A 20,036-nucleotide genomic window follows, 5' to 3' on the forward strand; every position below is an offset into this window, starting at 1 on the left:
TAGGATATGATGATTACGGCCTATTCAGTTTTTATGGCTATCCTATGGTGCAACGTATTTATTTGCGTTGTAGCGCTGATAAGGCGACGTGACAGTTTTATTATATATTTCAGCATTTTTCCGTTGCTTTTTTTGGTGTTTGCCAGTATTTTTCGGCTGCTGTGTTCTATAGAACTTCCAATCACAACTGTCATCCGATCTGAAGTGATCTTACCGGCTGTAATAGATTCTTTTACAAAACCACTGTTCATTGTGGGTAACAGCGACAGTACCATAAATATCGCAACTATACTGATTGTTATCTGGGCAGGGGGATGTTTCTATCACATTCAACAATACATAAGGTCATTAATACGGTTCAATAAAAGGATAGCCAATGTTCCAGGAACAAGTGAGCCGCAGATACTCATAGCGGTCAATGAAATCATTACCGAAAGCGGGAAAAGCCACCCAGTAAAAATTATTAAGTCTACGGAAGTCATATCCCCAATGGTAACCGGTTTCTTTCAACCTGTGATTTTCCTGCCGGATATTGAACTTTCCGATAGTGAACTTAAGAACATCCTGCTGCACGAATGGACACATTTTTTACATAAAGACGCCTGGGTTAAACTGATGATGTATGTGATACTATCGGTATTCTGGTGGAATCCGTTGATTCATCTCCTGAACAAAGATTTGGATCATATACTTGAGATTCGATGTGATTTGAAACTTACTGCTCAATGGGATATGGAAAAGCGGTTTTATTATCTGGAAAATATCACAAAATTCATCAAATGGACACGTTGTAAGAAATCCCTGCTTGATACGCCGTCCCACGCTACTGCCTTAATCAGCACAAAAAGTTCTTCGAAGATTGAACAGAGGTTTAATTTAGTCTTAAATACAGAATTACCGAAACAATATCCTTTACCAAGCCTGTTGATCTGCGGTCTGACGCTGTTAGTTTTAGGTTTTTCGTATATATTTGTGTTCCAGCCAGCGGGGTTTCCCACGGCTGAACCGGAATACGAGGATTTTTATATGGTCACGCCTGAAAATGCCTATTTGATAATCAATGAAGACAACACCTATTCTTTATATGTGGATGGCCAATACAAACTAAAGTTAAAGACAATAGCTAGTGAGCCATATTTGACATTGCCAATAAAATAAACAAACTATACGGAAAGGGGACTTTATTAAGATGAGGAGAGTTTTAACCGGTTTTTCTATTTTTACCTTAACGGTGGTCTTTCTAGGAGGTAGTTTTTCTTCTGTGGGTGAAGTCTATGCAGCTGAAATAAACAGCAAGCTGAACATTTCAGGCTATGAAGAGACTTCGGTGGCTCGCGCCGAAGAAACTGTTTGGTATTACCGGATGCAAAATGGTGTAACGGAAAAACGCCTGTGGTCTATTACCAGAAGAGTATGGCTCACCGATTGGATGCCCGTGTAACCAAGTGATGTAATTATAGAAACTTAGAAATGATGTCACATCTGATTGCAGAGAAGGCTAAGGCAGAAGGTCGATCTCTGCTTTTTTTGTCGTGGCATTTGGTGTAAAAATTAAATTATGATAAAATTTAGTATTTCACGACCTGCCGTTAAGAAGTGAAGACAATGGGGAAGATTTGGGCGCTGCATGGCCCTAATTTGAATTTGTTAGGACGGCGTGAACCGGATAAGTACGGGCCTCAGACTCTTGAATCAATCCACAACAAGGAACTTCTACATAAGGCTCAAGATTATTCACTTCTAAAATGGTCATGAAGAAGAACCTCCTTTGCTGAGTAGGTTCAGTATAGCAAAACTAGAAAATGCCCTGCCATAACTTTGGCTTACATTTTCCAGTTTAAGCTTACCCTTTTGTAAGGTAGATCATCATTTTATTCACTCCAGCACCATATCCACCCTATCCAGGCCGATCTTCACTTTCGTGCCCTTGCCCGGCTCCCCTTCGATCACAATGGTGTGGGACAGCTGGGTCAGGATCCACTGGCACAGATAGTGACCGATCCCGGTGGACTTTTTATCCCTTCGGCCGTTATAACCGGTAAAACCTTTTTCAAAGACACGGGGCAGGTCTTCCCCGGCAATGCCTATACCTGTATCGGCGATCACCAAGGTTTTGGCACCGTCCCCTTCCAGATAAATGGAGATCTTCCCCCGGTTGGTGTACTTCAAATTCCAAATCACCTTAAGGTGCTGTTGTCAAATGCAATGGCACTGAGCGTTAAGGAAAAGTTACAAGTAAAGAACTTACGAGGACGAAATACGAAAAGCGGCATACTGGGCCGGAACAGCTTATAGTAGTGATGAGAACCTTATAATGAGGTCGGAGCAAAGAAATGGTTTACTGTTCACTTTGTATCCTGTAAGCTAAATGAGAAAGGACTTCCATACCATCTATCTGTCGAATAATCGTTTCAAAATCTGCTTCCTCATTGAAATTCTCAGGTTGGTGTTTTATTAATATATCGCGACACTTATCAACTATGTCTAAACACCACTGCAGAAACTTTTCAGGAGAATCAACGCCTGGGAACCTACCCTCATCATCAGTGTACACGTAATTACAGTTTCCTTTAGTCTTGATAGTGTACAACGGACCATCAAGAGCATCTCTTAGCCCCTCTAAATCCCACCATATGTCAATAAATCTCTCCGTCTTTAAAATAGGTCTGCAAAAAGATAGATTAAATAATTTTTTAAACATTTGCAGATCATTCATTTTAAGTATCATTCCTTTCGATGTGCACAAGGCACAAAATTAAATGAAAGTACAATCTTGTTAAGCTCTGAGGTAATTATATTGTACACCTGTGCAAATTCAATAGGCATTACTCATTGACTTATCTCCCATTCAGGTTATTGTATTTTTGTCTGTTTCACCTTGTTCAGCTAATCTCTTTGACTCCTAAGACATACAGTAGTGAACACATTACAAACTCCGGCAACGGCTCCTACAATGCTGACCTATACCGAACTAAGAAATCCTTCCTTCTTTGTAGCCTTTCTATATGTGAACCGGTTGCATATATTACAATCTATGGATATAATACTAAATAAGGACTGACGTGTTGCGAGCACGCCAGCCCGGCAGATTGTCTAACCAAACGGTTAGCCGGATTTACGTGTTATAAGAAATAACCGCAAACCTTGCCAGGGGCGGTTATTTCTTCTTCATGATCATAACAATGAGTGTCGCAAATGCAATCATGAGATACATCGCCTCAACCATTGAGATCATCCTACCACCCCCTTTCTAAAAGGGTGTGGCCAACCGTCCCTCGACAACCTGTTGCAACTATTATAGCATAATCTTCCAGACAAAATAATGAAACTTATCTCTGACTATTCACAGGGTTCAGACCGCCTCATAACCCGAGGCGGTCTGATTTTGTATTCTTCCATGAAGTGAATTTTAAAATTTTTCATAAGTTAGAATATCTCTTCGTCTATAGTGTTGCCCTGTGTGACCCGGTTGCATATTTTACAGTCCATGGGTATAATATTATGAAAGGACTGACGTGTTGCAATCACGCCAGCCCGGCAGATTGTCTAACCAAACGGTTAGCCCGAATTAGAGATTATAAGAAATAACCGCCATCCGGCTAGGGGCGGTTATTTCTTCTTCATAATCATAACAACGAGTGTCGCAAATGCAATCATGAGATACATCGCCTCAACCATTGAGATCATCCTACCACCCCCTTTCTAAAAGGGGGTGGCCAACCGTCCCTCGACAACCTGTTGCAACCATTATAGCATAATCTTCCAGACAAAATAATGAAACTTATCTCTGACTATTCACAGAGTTCAGGCCGCCTCATAACCCGAAGCAGTGTACCTCATCTAAAAATCACCTTCAAAGGCCCGACCACATCCTTTAGCCAATATATGGATAAAGGATGGAAAACCGAGATGAATAATGTGGTCAACGAACGTACGCCCCTCGTGATTGCAGCTGAGATTAACATGCTTAAAGATCACACCCATAAAACCGTGCTTATCAACTCCGTTGAGATCGGCCGACGTCTGACAGAAGCCAAGGCTTTACTCAAACATCATTTTATTCACTCCAGCACCATATCCACCCTATCCAGGCCGATCTTCACTTTCGTGCCCTTGCCCGGCGCCCCTTCAATCACAATGGTGTGGGACAACTGGGTCAAGATCCGCTGGCACAGATAGAGACCGATCCCGGTGGACTTTTTATCCCTTCGGCCGTTATAACCGGTAAAGCCTTTTTCAAAGACACGGGGCAGGTCTTCCCCGGCAATGCCTATCCCTGTATCGGCGATCACCAAGGTTTTGGCATCGTCCCTTTCCAGATAAATGGAGATCTTCCCCCGGTTGGTGTACTTCAAAGCATTGGACAAGATCTGCTCAATGACAAACACCAGCCATTTTTCATCCGTCAGCACCTCACAGTTCAGCGGGGAGAAATCCAGGCTGATCTTCTTGCGGATAAACATCTTGGCATATTTGCGCACCGCCTGCCGGACGATATCATCCAGAGCATAGCGCTTCAGCACAAAATCGGAAGAAGGGCTCTCCAGCCGCAGGTATTGGAGCACCATTTCCACATACTGTTCAATTTTAAACAGCTCTATGGCCAGCTCCCTGTTCTGCTCCATACTCTGAACACTACTCCCATCGTCCTCCGCCGAGGGGAGGGACTGGAGGAGGAGGCCCATAGCGGCAATAGGGGTTTTGATCTGATGAGCCCACAGGGTATAATAATCCACCAAATCCCTCCGCTCATTATCCGCCCGGGAAACCAGCCTGATCTTCTCCCGGTAGAGGGCGGTGATCAGCTCCTGATACTCCTTTTCTAATAATCCCTTAGCCTCAGGGAGCCCTTCCAGGCTGAACATAATCTGTTTCTGCAAATCCCGGAGCACTCTGCAGCGTTGATAATAGCCATGAAAATCCACCGTCAGGACCAGGAGAGCCAGGGCGGCACAGAGCAACCCAGCATAAAGCCCCGCTTCCGCCGGCAGATGATACAGATAAAACACCAAGGCAAAGACCCCGGCAGAGATGCAGTACAAAAGAATTCCCCGGCTCTGCCCCCGGAGGTACTGCTTCCCCGCTGCCCCTAGGCTGATCTCTTTCATATCACGTCACCATATACCCTATCCCTTTTTTGGTCACAATAAATCCGGCCAGCCCTGCCGTCTCCAATTTTTTGCGCAGCCGGGTCATGTTCACCGTTAGAGTGTTTTCGTCGATATAACTGTCCGTTTCCCACAGGCGGGCCATGATTGCTTCACGGCCCACGACCTTCCCTTTATTCTCCAGCAGCATTTTCAGAATTTTATAATCGTTCTTACTCAACTCCACCTTGCTGTCATGATAGGTCAAGGAAGTATCGCTGGTATTGAGGATGGCTCCCCGGTGCTCCAACAAATCCGTCTGTCCGGCAAAATCATAGGTCCGGCGCAGCATGGCCTGCACCTTGGCCGTCAAGACACTCAGGTCAAAAGGCTTGGCAATAAAATCATCCCCACCCATATTGATAGCCATGACGATATTCATATTATCGGCAGCGGAGGAGATAAAGATGATAGGTACCTTGGACACCTTGCGAATCTCGCTGCACCAGTGGTAGCCATTATAAAAAGGCAGCGAAATATCCAGGAGCACAAGCTGGGGATTGAAAGAGATAAACAGAGACATCACCTGCTCGAAGTCCGTCACGCATTCCCCTTCCCACCCCCAAGTCCCCATATGATTTTTAATCGCTTTGGCAATGACGGCATCGTCTTCAACAATCAGGATCTTATGCATGAAGCAGACCCTCCCTTTTCATGCTACTATTCTATCACAATCCCTCAGTCCCGATAAGGAACATGCCGAGGATTACAAGAAGACCGCCCAACCACTGCTGGTAACCGGCGCTTTCCCCTAACACTGCATTCGCCAGCAGCAAGGAAGTAAGGGGCATCATGCCCGAAAAAGCCGCAGCTGTAAACCCACCGCAGCGCTTTATGCCAGAGTACCAGCAGATAAATGCCAGAGCTGTTACAAATACGCCATACCAAAGAAGAGCCGTCCATTCCATCATGCCGATTCCTGCAAGTTCCTTCAAGGGATGCTCAAAGGCTGCCGGGATCAGGCAGAGAATCAGAGCAATTGCCGATACAATGGCGGTCTGAGCAAGAGGACTTGCCGGTTCATTCAAGTCCGACGCCGCTTTGACAGCGGAAATACGTGACAGCGTATTGAAGGCCGACTCACAAGCTGCCGCACAAAGTATGAGCAGATTCCCGCCGATGTGTTCTAAGGATAAACCCTTTCCCGGCGTTAATACTCCTTGAATGATCAGAATACCTCCTACAGTACAGAGTATTCCGGCAAGTTTTCTGCCGCTGACCGGCTCCCTTAATACAATCATAGCCAGAAGGGCTGTTATGGCCGGCGTCGCGCCGGTGAGTATGCCCGCTTCTCCGGAGCCGGTATAATGAAGGCCCCATAGTAAAAACATACGGAACAGAAAAATACCGCATAAGGCCTGAAGTGACAAAAAGAGAAAATTGCGCAAGGACATTAATCGAAGATACCGGACAAGTTGTTTTCTGCATAATGGAAACAAAAACACGAGGGAAAAAAACAGACTTACTGCCGTGATGGTAAATGTACCCAGCTTTCCCGTAACGAACCTGGCCGATATGACGCTGGTTCCTGCCAGGGAAAAAGCGCAAATCAAATATAATTTCCCGCTCAAACCATCCATTCTAACATCTCTCCAAAAATGCATTACATTCTTTTAACCTGATGGTATAATTCTACCCAGATCACTGGTTCTGTTAAAGAGCCAGTATAGAGCAGAATTTACAGAGCCAGTTGGAGGGGTTATGTTAGGAATTGAATTGAACCGGAACCATGAATTGCAGTTATGGCGTCAAATTTACCAGCACTTAAAGGAACTGATGCTATCCGGGCAGCTGAAAGCGGGAGAAGCTCTGCCCTCCTCACGAGAATTAGCGAAGGAGCTGAAGGTTTCCCGCAATACAGTTTGCGAGGCTTATGACTTGCTGATTGCCGAAGGCTTTATCATCAGCCGTCAGGGAGCCTCCACACGGGTTTCGGAGGGTTTATGCCTTGAACCCGTTAAACCGGCATCCTCTCCTATGCTAAAAAGCAAGACAGTCCGGTCAATTTCCGTAAGCTTTCGGACGGGCAGACCCGACTTAAGACAATTTCCCCGGTTTCTTTGGCAGCAGTTGCTGCATAAGGCCTCCGAAGAACTGCCCCTTGAGGATTTTGGTTATACCGGACCCCAGGGATTGCCTGCCCTTCGAGAGGAAATTGCGGCTTGGTTGTTCAGAAGTCGCGGGCTTAAGGTTTCATCGGAGGATATCTTTATTACCGCCGGCGCAACGCACGGTCTGCATCTTATTGCGGATATTCTCTGTGGAGAGGGCCAAAAAATATTGATGGAGGACCCCTGTCATCTCGGCATGCTGGGCACGTTCCTAAACAAGGGCTGCTCCATTATTCCTATCCCCGTTGACGCCGAGGGGATGCAGACTGATTACCTGTCAAAATGCGGAAGTACAGGCCCAATCTATGTTACCCCATCTCATCAGTTTCCCATGGGCGGAATTCTTCCCGCCTCACGCCGTGCCGCGCTGATTCGCTTTGCCAGAGAAAAGGATCTTTATATCATCGAAGACGATTATGACAGCGAATTCCGCTATAGCGGCGAGCCCATTGCTCCCCTTTACACTTTGGACCCCCAACGTGTGATTTATGTCGGCACCTTCAGTAAAGCAGTTTTTCCGGCCCTGAGAATAGGCTATGTGATTTTACCCTATCAGCTTCAAGGGCGCTGGCGAGATCTGCGTACTCACACGGATGTACAAAATCCAATCTTTGAGCAGGCTGCTCTGGCAGAATTTTTAAGAACACGCAAGCTTGACAGACATGTCCAAAAGATGCGTAAAATTTATGGCCGGCGCCGGCAGGTGTTGTTGGATTCCCTAGCAGAAACTTTTGGCAGAGAGTGGATTGCTTATGGAGATTCCGCCGGGCTGCATGTTGCTATAGATTTTCCGGGAAGACGATTTGACCAGGGGTTTAAAAGCAGCTGTCTAAAAAACGGAATCTATATTACTCCCGTAGAAAGCCACTGCCTTGAAAAAGGCAGACATCAAAGCAAGCTGCTTATGGGCTATGGACATCTGGAACCTGATGTCATCAGAAAGGGTGTTGGCCTATTGTCTGATATTATTAAGAAATTAACTATCTGAGTTGATACCTGGCTTGCATTTATATTATAAAAAGTCAACAGACCGCTGCACAATGCTGTTGCAAACGATGATTGCAGAAAAAATTAACCTTACTTTTTTTCCGTTAACTTCTTCTGATAGGCTTTCCAACCTGGACACCATCGAGTATGCCAGCGCCATAGTTTCGCTAAAATTGAACTTGGCTTCTGTTCTGCTTTAATACGCATCTTGCAATTTTCGCAGTTCGAACTCATTTTTTGCCCCTCCTCTAATACACATCTTGCCTTAAAAGAAATTTACATTCTCTCAACTTTCTGAGAATAATAAACCGGCTTTCTCAAAGAAATTCTCTGTCATATTTAATTTTTCAATGCCCAGTTTACTCATAATCTGTAAGCACACTTTTTCAACACTCGATGATAGACGGGCATATCTTCAGCAACCTCAGACACAGCCTCAAGTTTTCCTTCAAGAATCATTTCTTCTATGCGGAATGCGACCCATGAATCACTAATTCCAAGTTGATATTTACCAAGCACCCGTCCGATAACCTTTACCTCCTGAAATTCCTCACCTTCTGCTGCGATTTCACGAAGGATAAAGTCATCATAGAGGGTTTCCGGTGCACTGATCAATTGTCCATTCAGCGTGGCCCGCAAAGGTGCGTTCTCCCTTTGCAGCTTTTGCCAATGAGCTGCAAAGCTTTGTTCAAATACCGGCAACACAAGTTTTTGCAAGGCAAGATACCGATGCCATTCTTCGGGAGCAACTTCACCCCAGCCGCTTTTCTGCACGATATTTCCCTTTTCGTCAACTTTCCATTCCGGGAGCTTGACAATAGCAATCTGTTTGCAAGGCACTTTCCACTGATTCAATTGCTCCATGAACCAATAGAGTCCACAGATTTCATCGGGCTGATTGCTGTACCAGATTCGAAGGAATTCTCCCCTTACTGCCTGTTCCTGAACCCTTTTCAGATCTTCTTTTGCCCTTTTAAATATTGCCTCAACCGCCTCATGGCCCACGTCATTGGGAAAAACGCTGTATAAGTGTTCCAACGTCTGCTTCCGCTTGATACCGGGCTGATTCTCGGAAATATCTCCTACGCTCAGCATCAAGTTGAAACCATAGATGTCTGCTGTATTTCCACCTAAGGGGACAGCACTCTCCCATGCTAAGCGTGCCTTTTTCTCTGCTTCTCGTCGGACATCTTCAACTTCCTCTTTGGTTGGCTTGCTTCCATCCGCATGACTAACGCTAAAGCCAAAACCCCTACCTTGATATTTCCCCTTGCCATAGTGTTGTGCCACTTTAAGACTTCCACAAGCACTTTCGCTGAATACTATTTCAATCATATTATTCGCCTTTCAAATCCATAATTGCTTATATCGGATTATCCTTGAATAAATTCTTGCTAACTTCGCATTTTTAGCCGAATAGGATAATAGGAACCAGGCAATTTATACTGAGTGCCCTACTCTTAATGAGAATGATGTCTAGCTAATATATTTTATAATGAATATCCTATAGCCATAGTTACAAAGAAACTAAAAATAATTACTATATTCAATATGAGATATAACCACTGTTTTTTTAAGAAACTAAAGATTCCTCCAATTATCCCTAAAACAGGATTTATAAATAGACTTACGAGTCCTAATGGTCTTAATCCTTGTCCTAATAAGGATTCTAGGCTATCATACGGAATTAAAGAGGCTATAATTAGTAAAACTATACCTAATACAACTGTTAACTTAGGAGTATTCCTTAAATCCATATTTAACTCCTCCCCCTTTCTTAACAATATAATTCTACAATTACGAAGAAATACTGCAGATTCTTTTCGTCCGTGCCAAAAATGGCACGTCTTTTGCGTGATATGTCACAGAACTGTTCGCGTATTCCCGAAGTCTGGTTATTACGTTCATATCCTCTCAGATTTAGAGAATTGTCTGTTGTATGCCGTGGTCCGGCTTCGAAGGCAAACCAAAGATTATTACCAACCCTTCTGCTCTCATCATCGGTAAATAAAATTAGATTGGGGCCATGTAAAAAAAGTCCACATCTGCAAAGTCACGTAGGATTTATCATCTCCAACGTGAAATACTTCCTTTATTATACAGTACATGTGTTGAATATTGAAAGTTAAAAAGCATCTGCTTTCATTCAGCAGATGCCCTAATGATTTTAAATTGTCTTGATAATTTCTTGAACTCTGCCAATTTTTCCATCCTCAAGTCTTACTTTAATTCCCCTGGGATGTTTCTGGGAGTTTGTCAGGATATCTTTGACAATACCCCGGGTCCTTTTTCCTGTCCTTCAAATAAACCATTATCCTCTTCCTTAATTACGCCTCCTCAAACTCAAAAAACATCCCTTAGGATAGTTTAATTCCCTTTATAATCTAACAAATTGAATCTTTTTATATCCGTATCACTAAGTTCTACGACTAATTCAGCATTATATAAACGATCCTTGATCTCTTCTAAAACCTCCGGAGCAGGTGGGGGAAGATCAACATTATTTCCGTCCGGGTCAATGGATCCAATTGTATAGGTAAGAGTTATTTCCGTCTCCTTACCGCCGCCGGTAAATCCGATGCCCTCAGACTGATTAAAGATATCTTCTGAAAATAAGCTGCGCAATTTTTCTTGAGGTTCAACCTTTATCTTGAGATCTCCACCAGGTTGCCTGATAGATCTGACCGGCATATTCTCAAACTTCAAACGGTAATTAATCTCTGTGCGTATAAAGTAAACTGTATCCTTTCCATCGTTGACTAAATATCCGACTTGGTCATCATTTTCTACGATATCAGCTTGAACATCCACAAGCTTCATAGGATGAAGGAATCCGTTCAAAGCAACATAAAGTAAAGAAAACCCTAAGATAAGCAGGACAACGATTTTGGCAAGGCTATACTTAACTACAGGGACAGTGTTCTGTTCGATCTCTTTTTTGACAATCGAATTTAATAATATGTATCCGCAAGCTACTCCGATTAAAGTGGTTCCCATCATATTATACTTGAGATATACCCATCTAATTAATGAATTAAGCTGCGATGACACGGAGTAATAAAATAGGATACCTGAAGCACTGATTAACAGCATAGGTATTCCGAGAATCAAGATCTTTAACCAGTTAACAGATAACGTTCCTTTCAGGGCCATTCTCCTTATAAATCCAGGCAAAGCAATATACATACCAATCATCAGGGAATAAACATAACTAAACTGCATTAATGGAAACGGATCATAGTTTCTGCCTGCTTCAATATGCAGTACGTCCTGATAATTTAAACCATAATACACAAGCAGCATCAGACCCAATCCATAGCCTAGATAGGCAATCATTTTCCTCATCCAATCCCTCCCTTTTAACTTATTATGCAACTACTCAAGTTTTTTCAGACTAACATCTAATCTTAGCTTTTCTGATTTTTCTCCGGTTGGATGATAAACCACTGGATAAGACCGCAATTTGTACATACTAAAAGGGAAGCCGATTTATTCAGCCAGTCTAAACCTAAAAAAGTAGCCCCCTGTGTATTCATTTGAGCTTCACCTTTTTCGAATAAACCATTGCTGCAATGTGGACAGACAACTTGCTTCCCCCCTGCCCGAAACTCCCCTCTTCTATCCATGGCCTGCTGGATGGCATTTTTACCACGTTTCAGTCCGTCGATGAAATCACCCAACCCATTCCCTCCTTACCACCCTTATAGATTATCTGTATAAAATTCTTATGAGCATTATGCGCCATTTTGAACAAACAAAAATAGCACCGGCTGAGTCTTTATCTTAAATGCTCACCCGTCTCTATACCTACACAATAAATGTCTGAAACAGATTGTTCTTCCCCATAAAAAAGAGAGTCTGCCCCCGGGCTTGTACCAAGGGCCAAGTTCGCTTATTGCGGCGGCTCGTATAACGTCTTGAGAGAGCCCAGGCCGGAAACGGCGACCTCCCATTGACCGTCACTCGTTTGAAGCCATTTAGCAATCTTCCGCGCCGGATGGTCCTCCGGCAGGTCTTTCCGCATGACCGCATAGTAATTGATGGCAAGGGGGTACTCCTTGGCGAAAATCGTTTCCGGCGTCGGAGCAACTCCGTTAAAGGCAAGAGTTTTGATATTCATTTCGCCTACCACACTCTGGGAAAGCTGTATGTAGTAGAAAAGGGTATAACCCAACGCATATGCGTTTTCCTCGCTGTCGTGGGCGAAATACCGGTATTCCTCCACCATTTGCAGCATTCCGTTCATGTCCCGCTCCATATAGTTCTTCTCGACGGCAGGGTTTATCTTTTTGTCCCCGAGCACCAAATTCTCCAACTGCGCCTGGGAACCGGAATCGGCATTGCGACAAATTGGTACGATCCGCCCGTTTTTACCTCCCAGCTCGAACCAGTCGGTTATCGACATATCGCCATAGATTTTCTGCACCTGAGAGGCATCAATATTGCTTGCGGGATTGTCCTCGTGTGTGATAAACACAAGGGCTTCAGCACCGACAGGGATATATTCAAGCTCCGTTCCGGCCTTTTCCGCAACCTCCGCGACCTCTTTTGATGGATCCGGGACAAGGATTAAATCAACGTCTCCCGCGATGAGCAGCTCATATGACTTCATGGTTTTGGAGGCTTTTTCCGGAAGGCCCGGCCACCTGTCTTCCATGTTGTCAGAGGTATGGAACATCCTTTTGTAAATTCTCTGTACGAGGGGCAGCGTGGAAGTCGAGCCGTCGATGCGCGGATAATTTGCCTCTGTGATGCCGATGGCGGCGGCCTCCTCCGATGGGGTCAGAGTGATTGCCTTTGGAGCCGCGCTTGGCTCTGCCGGTATCTGAGACTGTGCCGATTCTCCCAAATTCCCGGTTTCCGAACAGCCCTGTGTCAGAAAGAGGAGTATCATTACAAGCATTAAGGATATTATAACTTTCAATACCCCAGGAATTTTTTGTTGGTTTATCATCTTCTTTCCCCCTTGGTCAGTGTTCTTTCTCCTTATAGATACATCATAATCCTATTGATTATATTATTTTAGGTGAGCTTGTGTTTTAGGCGATTGTCGAGGCTGAACTGTCGATTGTGACAGATACTGCGGCTGCATTAGGAATTCAAAGTTTTAAAAAAACTATAGCCGCTGCAAGTAAGAATCCATGATTGCAATAAAGCTATACATGGGTTGTTGTTAACCTCCAATATATGTGCCATAACTTATTTCCACATTTTTCCTCAATATCCTCCCCTCGTAATTAAAAAAATCTTGCTAACAATCTGTTGTTCTTATGCCCCATGATAAGGAAAGCCCTTCTCCCCATCCATCACGAACTCAGTTTAAAAATTCGGCGGTTTAGAGGTCACTAATCTAGATTAGTCAGACCTCAAAACCGCCGAATTTTTAATCTCCTCATATATAGAGGGTACGGGCCTTGATGATTTTCTACTTGCTGGTCAAATTCAACAAGGTATGATTGAATTTTTTCAAAAGCTGCCCGAATGCTTCGCAGTCTTCAGCAGACCAATCTTTGAGCAGTTCCCCCATATCGGCCAAACGTTTTTGCTTATAGTTCATAAGTTCTTTCATGCCCAGTTCCGTGATCTGAAGTGAATACGCCCTTTTATCTAAAGGGTCCGGCATACGATAGACAAATCCTTTTTTCTCCAGGGCTGCCGCTTGTCTGCTTACGGTGGAAATATCCAACTGGAACTCCTCCGCCAAAGCTTTGACACCGGCTGGACCCTGAGAAGTAATTTGTCCGAGCAACAGATGGGCGGACCGTTCAATGGTTCCGGGCTTTTTATATTTAGCTGCCGATCCAAGACTGCGGTGAAGGACGGCTAATTCAGATAGAATGGTCTCCAGCCAATTTTCATTCATTTCAGTATTGCCTCCTTACTGCCTCGCCGAATTTATAACACGACTTATTCTATCATAATGACAAGATTTTAAAAAACGAGGAAAATCTCATTAAAAATCAGGAATTGATCATCAGACAAGTTAGTTGTATAATACAATTACATAGTTTCATCATACAACTACATTAAAAAACCTACAAGCAAAGGTTAGGAGGATTAATTATGCAGGCTCATGAAATTATGATAAGTGATGTTTATACCGTTAAAGAAAGCGATACAGTCGGTGCAGTCATTGCTAAGTTCATTACTCACAGGATCAGCGGTGTTCCGGTAATCAACAGTAAAAATAAAATTGTTGGTTACATAAGCGACGGGGATATCATGCGCTATATCGGCACCCATGAACATCGAATCTTTGATTCACTCTACTACTTTACCGTCATTAAGGATGATGAGGAGTTCCCTGAAAGAATAAAACTTCTGCTGGATTTAGAGGTACTTAGGATTGCTCAGAGTAAGGTCATTAAAGTATCCTGGGACGAAGACGTTGAAACCATCGCTACTATTCTGGGGAAAAAGAAAATTAAGAAACTGCCTGTTGAGCGAAATGGAGTATTAGTTGGCATCATTAGCCGTGGGGATGTGATCCGCCACTGCTTCAAGGATCTTCTGCAGGGCTTTGACCATTAGGGACGCAGCCAGCTTCAAACTATCCACTACATAGAAATGGATACACCCGATTAACCAGTTAGAAAGAGCAAGGAGTTATAAGAATGAAACGAAAAATAGTGCTGTATGTCATTTTAGCCTTAATGGTTGTTGCCGGAGGAGGTATTGGTTACTACTACTGGTATGAAGGGTCCCATTACGTGTCTACTGAAGACGCCCGTATTGACGGGGATACTTACCGGGTTATGCCGCGCATATCAGGAAAGCTCCTCAGCCTTCAGATAAAACAGGGTGATACGGTAGTCGCAGACCAGATTGTCGGTCAGCAGGATACGAACAATCTGGCCACAGGCTTATTGGATAACGCCAGCCTCCGGGCTCCTATCACGGGAACCGTAACCAAAACCCTGGCCAGAGAAGGGGAAGTTCTTTCCCCCGGCCAGCCCATCGCTTTAGTGGTGGATAAAAGTAACTTATACATTTCCGCTAACATTGAGGAAACCTATATCAGCCGCCTGCAAAGCGGAGAAACAGCGGAATTTACCGTGGATAGTTTTCCTGGACATACCCTGACTGGAAAAATAATCGAAATCGGTGAAGGGACGGTTTCCAGCTTTTCCTTAATGCCTTCTCTCAGCAGCAGCGGCAATTTCACTAAGGTAACCCAGAGGATTCCCATCAAACTATCCATTGATGACCAACAGGGGCTTTCATTATCTCCCGGTATGAACGTCGTCTTAAAAATCCAAGCGAAAGGGTAACCAGGTGAAAGAAACATGAACAAAGGCATGATCAACAGACTATTAGCAATTACCCTCTTATCTTCAACATTGACTTTAATAGTGACCGGCTGCGCTGTAAAGACTACATCTTCCGGCACTCCGGCACCGACAGCAATACCGGTAAAAGTAATGAAAGTCGGCAGTACCACCAATAATGCCAATTTAAGCGGCAAGATTATTGTGGACCAACAAGCGAAAGTTTTCTCCAAGGTGGCTGGCAAGGTGAACGCAATAAACGTAAAGGAAGGCACCATTGTCAAAAAAGGCGACTTGCTTGTTCAGTTGGATACTTTTGATAGTGGGAATAAAGTGATCCAAACCCAAAGCTCGTTGGAAACTTTAAAACAAACCATTGTTCAGACAAAAATTGCCCTGGACTACGCCCAAACCAATTACGATCGAACCAAAGCCCTGGCGGAAGCCGGAGTCGTTCCGCAAAGTGATTTGGATGCTGTCAACACGAAGCTAAAGACAGCTGAAGCAGCCTACGAGCAAGCAAAGGCCGGATTGCCCGGAGCCGAAGCTTCTCTAGCCCTGGCCCAAAGTGCCGTACAGGATGCGTCCATCTATTCTCACCTTAACGGCACTGTAACCGAAAAGCTGATTAACCCAGGCGAAATGTCTTCTCCCGGGGTCTCAATGCTGACGATCGTTAACATGCAGGAAGTTCTGCTGCAGGTAAGCGTTCCTCAAGATAAAGTTTTTCAGGTCAAGCCGGGGACTCCTGTAGAAGTATTTGTAGACGGGATAGACCAGAAATTTAACGGAACCATCGACTTGATCAGCCCTGTATCCGATTCAACCAACAATACCTTCCCTGTAAAAATAAGGATAGACAATACTTCAGCTGTATTACGGGTTGGCATGATTGCCAGGATCTCCCTGGATTCCATGAACGGGAAAATCTCAGAACTACCTAAGTCCTCTATTATAGAGCAGGACCAGAAATATTATGTTTACAAGGTAGATAATGATGTGGCTCGTCTCGTCCAAGTGGAAGTTAAGGAAAAAGACTCTAACTGGAATTACGTCATAAACGGAGTTGCCAATAATGATGAGATCGTCATTAATCCAGGCTCCCAATTGACCGACGGGGTTAAAGTCCAGATTAATTAGGAGGGACGACAGAATGTGGTTAGCCTTGTGCGCAGTCATATTGGGAACCTTTGTAACGGTTCTCAATAATAGCTTGATTAATGTGGCCATTCCCGAAATGACCAATGTGTTTGGATCTACCACGGATACAATGCAGTGGGTTTTAACGGGATATTCCCTGGCTGCCGCAATTGTCATACCGCTCAGTGGTTTTCTGGGTGACCGGTTTGGGACTAAGAAACTATTCATCATCTCCTTAGCCGGCTTTACCTTAACTTCGGTATTATGCGGTTTGGCCTGGAGTGATATCAGCCTGATTGCCTTTCGGGTCCTGCAGGGCATATCAGGGGGGGTACTCTCCCCTTTAAGCATGACGATCATTTACGGGATTGTTCCTAAAAACAAAATCGGCACAGCCCTGGGCATATGGGGAATCGCGGCTATGGCAGCCCCGGCAGTTGGACCTACCGTCAGTGGCTATTTAATTGATTTCTTTAGCTGGCGCTGGCTGTTTTTCATCAGTGTTCCCTTTGGGATTTTTGCCGTTACGGCCGGGATATTCCTGCTTAAAGAATCACCCCTGAAGCAAGCCAGCTTTGATCTGGGGGGAGCGGTATTATCTGTTATTTTCTTTTCCACTCTTCTTCTGGCTTTAGGTCAGGGCAATAAAGAAGGCTGGACTTCCTTATATATCGTAGGCCTGTTGTTTGTTTCTTTCTTTAGCCTGCTGCTGCTGATCTGGGTGGAAGCCGGAGCGGAAGACCCCCTCCTCGATTTACAATTATTCAAAAATCCGATTTTTACCTTAAGTGTGATCTGCGGCGGTTTGGTCATGGCAGGGTTAATGGGAGGGTCTTTTCTTGTTCCCCTCTATTTACAAAATGTGCAGGGGTTAACTCCCATTGACACGGGGATTATTATGATACCTCAAGGTGTCTTAATGGCCTTAATGATGCCCCTCAGCGGCAGGCTATTTGATAAGCTGGGGGTAGTCCCTGTTGCTATAGCCGGTTTGCTTTTAATGAGTACGACCACCTATGAGCTGCAGCACCTGGCCATTAATACACCCATTCCCTGGCTGACTGTGATTCTGGCCCTGCGGGGAATGGGAATCGGGCTATGTATGATGCCAATTACCACCGCCGGAATGAATTCGATTCCTAAAGAACTTATCGGACGGGGATCCTCCTTATCCAATGTTTTGCGTCAGGTTGCGGGGACTATGTCCATTGCCATATTTACCACGCTCATGACCAATCGTCAGATTTTTCATGTCAGGAACATCGCAGACGGTATTCCCTCTGATTCCTATCTGGCGACACAAGCTCTTAGTCAGATTTCATCAGCCCTTGCCCAAATGGGTACGGATGCTGCCACAGCGACGGGTGGTGCCAGTGCTGTTTTAGTCGGTATTATGCAAAAAGAAGCCTTAAACTCTGCCATAGCGGATACTTTTCTGATCTCCGCTATACCTTTGTTTGTCTGTATTCCCTGTGTCTTTTTATTTATCAAAAGAAAAATAGCAAAGACGAAGCAGAAAATGGTTCCCGCGAAGGAAGCGGCTCTTTAAGCGGATGACTTGAAGCGGGTTCGTAATTCTACTTAACTTTTGCGGGTTTTTCGAGCCGCATGTTCGACATTATAAAAAAGAGAGAATGCTCCGGGGCTTGTACCAAGAATCTTACGCGCGTAAGATTCTTGGTACAAGCAGTGATCTTTATGACCCTCCCATTGTTCAGTCACCCTCGACCCAATTATTCAATCGATTAATGCATAATCTGCCGCAGCATCAGCATGTAAAAGCGCCGTGTCATATACTGGTAATATACTGTCTTCCTGCTTGATTAGTAGACCAATTTCAGTGCACCCCAGAATAACCCCCTGTGCGCCTTGCCTTTGGAGTGAAATAATAATTTTCTTGAAATACTCGCGCGATGACGCTTCAACTTTACCTAATATCAGCTCTTTGTTGATAATTTCGTGGATTTTTTCAATGTGATCCTTTTCGGGAATCAGGACATTGATACCGCGATCCTCTAACACCTTTTTATAGAAATCTTTTTCCATTGTAAAGCGTGTACCCAATAACGCTACTGTTTCTATGGCATCCAAACAAAGTCGATCAGCTGTAACTTCTGCTATATGTAAAAAAGGAAGCTCAACGGCTGCCTTGATTCTTGGGGCCACAATATGCATCGTATTGGTAGCCAGTATTATAAAATCAGCAACCACCCGCTTTCAGGGATAACGCCGCTTCCGACAGTTTATATTTTCTTAAATTGATTATCCTTTGTCTCAGAATCTATTTCATTTGGTCTTAGGAATTTTACAAGTCAGGAATGTGTATCATATTTATCACTCGTTGAAATATCAAAAATCCTTATTTCGATCCATTAGGTCGAAATAAGGATTTGATTTGTAAAACGAACTTTTCCTAATCAATTTAAGTAGTCTACCGATAAAAATATGCTTACCCCAGGGAATATGGTTGCTTCTTCTACCCTATTAACAACTTTCTCCGCAATTTCCACAACTCCCGCCACAGCCTCCAGCATGGCCTATAATCTCCTTGCGTATTTCAAAACCTCCGCCATCGTTAGACTCTGAATAATCTACAATAGCTCCCTCTAAAGCCGTTGCCAGTCCTATATCCGCGATTATTGATATTCCATATTCTTCATATATCATATCATCCTCAGTTATTAACTCCTCTAAAGTCATACCAAAATTAGGTCCGCTGCACCCTTCATTTAATAGATGGATTCTAAGAAATGCGGTTCCTTTCTTCTTTACTTTTTGCATTTCCTTGACTTTTTGGGCTGCAATTTCTGTTATTGTAACCATTACCTGTCACTCCTCTTCTGAAATAATGAAGTTGAGATTTTACTTAAGTATCTTTACATAACAAGTACGCTCACGTGGACCGTCAAATTCACAAAAGTAAATGCCCTGCCACCGGCCTAAGAGCAGTTTTCCATTATGAACAATGACAGTTTGGGACGTCCCTACGGTGCTTGTTTTCAAGTGAGCTGCGGAATTTCCTTCAAGGTGCCGATCTCTATTCATCTCCCACGGGTAAATCTCATCAAGCCTCCGCAGAATATCTTTCTGAACATCGGGGTCCGCATTCTCATTGATTGTGATCCCCGCCGTAGTGTGGGAAGAAAATATTACGACTTGACCTTCTAGGATATTTTCCTGCGCCAGAAGATTTTGGACTCGAGCTGTAATGTCGAGCATTTCGTCGCGTCTTTTGGTCTTCAGATGTATCTCATGAATCATAAAATTGCTCTCCAATCATCGCACCTACTTCTCGCACGATATATGGAATTATAGCTTATTCCATATATAACCATACAATATACTAATTCTTCATAATTATTTAAATTCCTTTATAAAACAGA

Annotated in this window: 22 protein-coding genes and 3 pseudogenes; 9 read left to right on the forward strand and 16 right to left on the reverse strand. The window is 43.9% G+C overall.

The genetic code is table 11. The features are described from left to right. Nucleotides 1-6: 6 nt before the first annotated feature. The 3 genes and pseudogenes from LJE72_RS07280 to LJE72_RS07290 form a co-directional block, all read left to right on the forward strand. On the forward strand, nucleotides 7-1,158 hold the full coding sequence (locus LJE72_RS07280; RefSeq protein WP_229246961.1) for a M56 family metallopeptidase: 1,152 nt from the start codon (nucleotides 7-9) through the stop codon (nucleotides 1,156-1,158). A 31-nt stretch (nucleotides 1,159-1,189) separates the two neighbouring features. Continuing rightward, nucleotides 1,190-1,441, forward strand: coding sequence for a hypothetical protein (locus LJE72_RS07285; RefSeq protein WP_229246962.1), 252 nt, complete (start codon nucleotides 1,190-1,192; stop codon nucleotides 1,439-1,441). 164 nt (nucleotides 1,442-1,605) lie between these two features. Further along, nucleotides 1,606-1,725 (forward strand): annotated as a pseudogene (locus LJE72_RS07290) (type II 3-dehydroquinate dehydratase); the annotation flags it as partial. A gap of 150 nt (nucleotides 1,726-1,875) precedes the next feature. Here LJE72_RS07290 and LJE72_RS07295 read toward each other — a convergent pair. Next, nucleotides 1,876-2,169, reverse strand: a pseudogene (locus LJE72_RS07295) (ATP-binding protein); the annotation flags it as partial. A 169-nt stretch (nucleotides 2,170-2,338) separates the two neighbouring features. Continuing rightward, nucleotides 2,339-2,716, reverse strand: coding sequence for a hypothetical protein (locus tag LJE72_RS07300; protein WP_229246963.1), 378 nt, complete (start codon nucleotides 2,714-2,716; stop codon nucleotides 2,339-2,341). A gap of 1,193 nt (nucleotides 2,717-3,909) precedes the next feature. Between LJE72_RS07300 and LJE72_RS26180 the strand changes: the two genes are divergently transcribed. Next, nucleotides 3,910-4,179 carry a DUF3102 domain-containing protein gene (locus LJE72_RS26180; protein WP_282437858.1) on the forward strand — a complete coding sequence of 90 codons (270 nt, stop codon included), beginning with the start codon at nucleotides 3,910-3,912 and terminating at the stop codon, nucleotides 4,177-4,179. On the opposite strand, the gene LJE72_RS07310 is transcribed toward LJE72_RS26180, so the two are convergent. Genes LJE72_RS07310 through LJE72_RS07320 form a run of 3 tightly spaced genes read right to left on the reverse strand, consistent with a single transcriptional unit; the run spans nucleotide 4,062 to nucleotide 6,727 of the window. Beyond that, nucleotides 4,062-5,108 carry a sensor histidine kinase gene (locus LJE72_RS07310; protein WP_229246964.1) on the reverse strand — a complete coding sequence of 349 codons (1,047 nt, stop codon included), beginning with the start codon at nucleotides 5,106-5,108 and terminating at the stop codon, nucleotides 4,062-4,064. The two genes, LJE72_RS26180 and LJE72_RS07310, sit on opposite strands and share 118 nt — an antisense overlap. A gap of 1 nt (nucleotide 5,109) precedes the next feature. Further along, nucleotides 5,110-5,781: a response regulator transcription factor gene (locus LJE72_RS07315; RefSeq protein WP_229246965.1), complete on the reverse strand. Its 672-nt coding sequence runs from the start codon at nucleotides 5,779-5,781 to the stop codon at nucleotides 5,110-5,112. 34 nt (nucleotides 5,782-5,815) lie between these two features. Next, a complete protein-coding gene (locus tag LJE72_RS07320) occupies nucleotides 5,816-6,727 on the reverse strand; it encodes a DMT family transporter (RefSeq protein WP_229246966.1) in 912 nt (303 codons plus the stop codon). 121 nt (nucleotides 6,728-6,848) lie between these two features. Here LJE72_RS07320 and pdxR point away from each other — a divergent pair, with 121 nt between their 5' ends. After that, the gene (gene pdxR / locus LJE72_RS07325; RefSeq protein ID WP_229246967.1) at nucleotides 6,849-8,246 is read left to right on the forward strand and encodes a MocR-like pyridoxine biosynthesis transcription factor PdxR; all 1,398 of its coding nucleotides are present in this window, start codon (nucleotides 6,849-6,851) and stop codon (nucleotides 8,244-8,246) included. An 89-nt stretch (nucleotides 8,247-8,335) separates the two neighbouring features. Here pdxR and LJE72_RS07330 read toward each other — a convergent pair whose 3' ends face one another. The 8 genes and pseudogenes from LJE72_RS07330 to LJE72_RS07365 all read right to left on the reverse strand — a co-directional run bounded on the left by LJE72_RS07330 (nucleotide 8,336) and on the right by LJE72_RS07365 (nucleotide 14,108). Beyond that, entirely contained in the window at nucleotides 8,336-8,479 is a 144-nt protein-coding gene (locus LJE72_RS07330; protein ID WP_229246968.1) for a hypothetical protein, read from the reverse strand. 129 nt (nucleotides 8,480-8,608) lie between these two features. After that, nucleotides 8,609-9,580, reverse strand: coding sequence for a DUF3658 domain-containing protein (locus LJE72_RS07335; RefSeq protein ID WP_229246969.1), 972 nt, complete (start codon nucleotides 9,578-9,580; stop codon nucleotides 8,609-8,611). 155 nt (nucleotides 9,581-9,735) lie between these two features. Beyond that, complete coding sequence (locus tag LJE72_RS07340) at nucleotides 9,736-10,002, reverse strand: hypothetical protein (protein WP_229246970.1); 267 nt, start codon at nucleotides 10,000-10,002, stop codon at nucleotides 9,736-9,738. 410 nt (nucleotides 10,003-10,412) lie between these two features. After that, nucleotides 10,413-10,544: pseudogene (locus LJE72_RS07345) on the reverse strand (YwbE family protein); the annotation flags it as partial. 68 nt (nucleotides 10,545-10,612) lie between these two features. After that, complete coding sequence (locus LJE72_RS07350; RefSeq protein WP_229246971.1) at nucleotides 10,613-11,590, reverse strand: hypothetical protein; 978 nt, start codon at nucleotides 11,588-11,590, stop codon at nucleotides 10,613-10,615. 62 nt (nucleotides 11,591-11,652) lie between these two features. Beyond that, nucleotides 11,653-11,925, reverse strand: coding sequence for a hypothetical protein (locus LJE72_RS07355; protein ID WP_229246972.1), 273 nt, complete (start codon nucleotides 11,923-11,925; stop codon nucleotides 11,653-11,655). Nucleotides 11,926-12,137: 212 nt separating this feature from the next. Continuing rightward, nucleotides 12,138-13,199, reverse strand: coding sequence for a PstS family phosphate ABC transporter substrate-binding protein (locus tag LJE72_RS07360; RefSeq protein ID WP_229246973.1), 1,062 nt, complete (start codon nucleotides 13,197-13,199; stop codon nucleotides 12,138-12,140). Between the two features lie 471 nt (nucleotides 13,200-13,670). Next, nucleotides 13,671-14,108, reverse strand: a complete 438-nt coding sequence (locus LJE72_RS07365; RefSeq protein WP_229246974.1) for a MarR family winged helix-turn-helix transcriptional regulator — start codon at nucleotides 14,106-14,108, stop codon at nucleotides 13,671-13,673. A 200-nt stretch (nucleotides 14,109-14,308) separates the two neighbouring features. Between LJE72_RS07365 and LJE72_RS07370 the strand changes: the two genes are divergently transcribed. The 4 genes from LJE72_RS07370 to LJE72_RS07385 all read left to right on the forward strand — a co-directional run bounded on the left by LJE72_RS07370 (nucleotide 14,309) and on the right by LJE72_RS07385 (nucleotide 18,202). Continuing rightward, nucleotides 14,309-14,776, forward strand: a complete 468-nt coding sequence (locus LJE72_RS07370) for a CBS domain-containing protein (protein ID WP_229246975.1) — start codon at nucleotides 14,309-14,311, stop codon at nucleotides 14,774-14,776. A gap of 83 nt (nucleotides 14,777-14,859) precedes the next feature. Then, nucleotides 14,860-15,516, forward strand: a complete 657-nt coding sequence (locus tag LJE72_RS07375; protein WP_014902718.1) for an HlyD family efflux transporter periplasmic adaptor subunit — start codon at nucleotides 14,860-14,862, stop codon at nucleotides 15,514-15,516. A gap of 15 nt (nucleotides 15,517-15,531) precedes the next feature. Further along, the gene (locus LJE72_RS07380) at nucleotides 15,532-16,653 is read left to right on the forward strand and encodes an efflux RND transporter periplasmic adaptor subunit (RefSeq protein ID WP_229246976.1); all 1,122 of its coding nucleotides are present in this window, start codon (nucleotides 15,532-15,534) and stop codon (nucleotides 16,651-16,653) included. A gap of 13 nt (nucleotides 16,654-16,666) precedes the next feature. Further along, nucleotides 16,667-18,202 (forward strand): DHA2 family efflux MFS transporter permease subunit, encoded by a 1,536-nt coding sequence (locus LJE72_RS07385; protein ID WP_229246977.1) that lies wholly within the window; start codon nucleotides 16,667-16,669, stop codon nucleotides 18,200-18,202. Nucleotides 18,203-18,390: 188 nt separating this feature from the next. On the opposite strand, the gene LJE72_RS07390 is transcribed toward LJE72_RS07385, so the two are convergent. From LJE72_RS07390 to LJE72_RS07400, 3 genes are all read right to left on the reverse strand, one after another. Next, the gene (locus tag LJE72_RS07390; RefSeq protein ID WP_229246978.1) at nucleotides 18,391-18,819 is read right to left on the reverse strand and encodes an aspartate/glutamate racemase family protein; all 429 of its coding nucleotides are present in this window, start codon (nucleotides 18,817-18,819) and stop codon (nucleotides 18,391-18,393) included. Between the two features lie 318 nt (nucleotides 18,820-19,137). Then, entirely contained in the window at nucleotides 19,138-19,476 is a 339-nt protein-coding gene (locus tag LJE72_RS07395) for a HesB/IscA family protein (RefSeq protein WP_229246979.1), read from the reverse strand. A gap of 39 nt (nucleotides 19,477-19,515) precedes the next feature. Next, nucleotides 19,516-19,914, reverse strand: coding sequence for a secondary thiamine-phosphate synthase enzyme YjbQ (locus LJE72_RS07400; RefSeq protein ID WP_014902713.1), 399 nt, complete (start codon nucleotides 19,912-19,914; stop codon nucleotides 19,516-19,518). Between the last annotated feature and the right edge of the window lie 122 nt (nucleotides 19,915-20,036).

It is taken from the genome of Desulfosporosinus shakirovi (genome assembly GCF_020595055.1).
Taxonomy (GTDB): Bacteria; Bacillota; Desulfitobacteriia; order Desulfitobacteriales; family Desulfitobacteriaceae; genus Desulfosporosinus; species Desulfosporosinus shakirovi.

What these genes read in the sequence shown, in the direction of transcription:
- LJE72_RS07280 (WP_229246961.1), top strand. Translation starts at nt 7, where the DNA reads ATGATGATTACGGCCTATTCAGTTTTTATGGCTATCCTATGGTGCAAC.
- LJE72_RS07285 (WP_229246962.1), top strand. Translation starts at nt 1,190, where the DNA reads ATGAGGAGAGTTTTAACCGGTTTTTCTATTTTTACCTTAACGGTGGTC.
- LJE72_RS07300 (WP_229246963.1), bottom strand. Translation starts at nt 2,716, where the DNA reads ATGAATGATCTGCAAATGTTTAAAAAATTATTTAATCTATCTTTTTGC.
- LJE72_RS26180 (WP_282437858.1), top strand. Translation starts at nt 3,910, where the DNA reads ATGAATAATGTGGTCAACGAACGTACGCCCCTCGTGATTGCAGCTGAG.
- LJE72_RS07310 (WP_229246964.1), bottom strand. Translation starts at nt 5,108, where the DNA reads ATGAAAGAGATCAGCCTAGGGGCAGCGGGGAAGCAGTACCTCCGGGGG.
- LJE72_RS07315 (WP_229246965.1), bottom strand. Translation starts at nt 5,781, where the DNA reads ATGCATAAGATCCTGATTGTTGAAGACGATGCCGTCATTGCCAAAGCG.
- LJE72_RS07320 (WP_229246966.1), bottom strand. Translation starts at nt 6,727, where the DNA reads ATGGATGGTTTGAGCGGGAAATTATATTTGATTTGCGCTTTTTCCCTG.
- pdxR (WP_229246967.1), top strand. Translation starts at nt 6,849, where the DNA reads ATGTTAGGAATTGAATTGAACCGGAACCATGAATTGCAGTTATGGCGT.
- LJE72_RS07330 (WP_229246968.1), bottom strand. Translation starts at nt 8,479, where the DNA reads ATGAGTTCGAACTGCGAAAATTGCAAGATGCGTATTAAAGCAGAACAG.
- LJE72_RS07335 (WP_229246969.1), bottom strand. Translation starts at nt 9,580, where the DNA reads ATGATTGAAATAGTATTCAGCGAAAGTGCTTGTGGAAGTCTTAAAGTG.
- LJE72_RS07340 (WP_229246970.1), bottom strand. Translation starts at nt 10,002, where the DNA reads ATGGATTTAAGGAATACTCCTAAGTTAACAGTTGTATTAGGTATAGTT.
- LJE72_RS07350 (WP_229246971.1), bottom strand. Translation starts at nt 11,590, where the DNA reads ATGAGGAAAATGATTGCCTATCTAGGCTATGGATTGGGTCTGATGCTG.
- LJE72_RS07360 (WP_229246973.1), bottom strand. Translation starts at nt 13,199, where the DNA reads ATGATAAACCAACAAAAAATTCCTGGGGTATTGAAAGTTATAATATCC.
- LJE72_RS07365 (WP_229246974.1), bottom strand. Translation starts at nt 14,108, where the DNA reads ATGAATGAAAATTGGCTGGAGACCATTCTATCTGAATTAGCCGTCCTT.
- LJE72_RS07370 (WP_229246975.1), top strand. Translation starts at nt 14,309, where the DNA reads ATGCAGGCTCATGAAATTATGATAAGTGATGTTTATACCGTTAAAGAA.
- LJE72_RS07375 (WP_014902718.1), top strand. Translation starts at nt 14,860, where the DNA reads ATGAAACGAAAAATAGTGCTGTATGTCATTTTAGCCTTAATGGTTGTT.
- LJE72_RS07380 (WP_229246976.1), top strand. Translation starts at nt 15,532, where the DNA reads ATGAACAAAGGCATGATCAACAGACTATTAGCAATTACCCTCTTATCT.
- LJE72_RS07385 (WP_229246977.1), top strand. Translation starts at nt 16,667, where the DNA reads ATGTGGTTAGCCTTGTGCGCAGTCATATTGGGAACCTTTGTAACGGTT.
- LJE72_RS07395 (WP_229246979.1), bottom strand. Translation starts at nt 19,476, where the DNA reads ATGGTTACAATAACAGAAATTGCAGCCCAAAAAGTCAAGGAAATGCAA.
- LJE72_RS07400 (WP_014902713.1), bottom strand. Translation starts at nt 19,914, where the DNA reads ATGATTCATGAGATACATCTGAAGACCAAAAGACGCGACGAAATGCTC.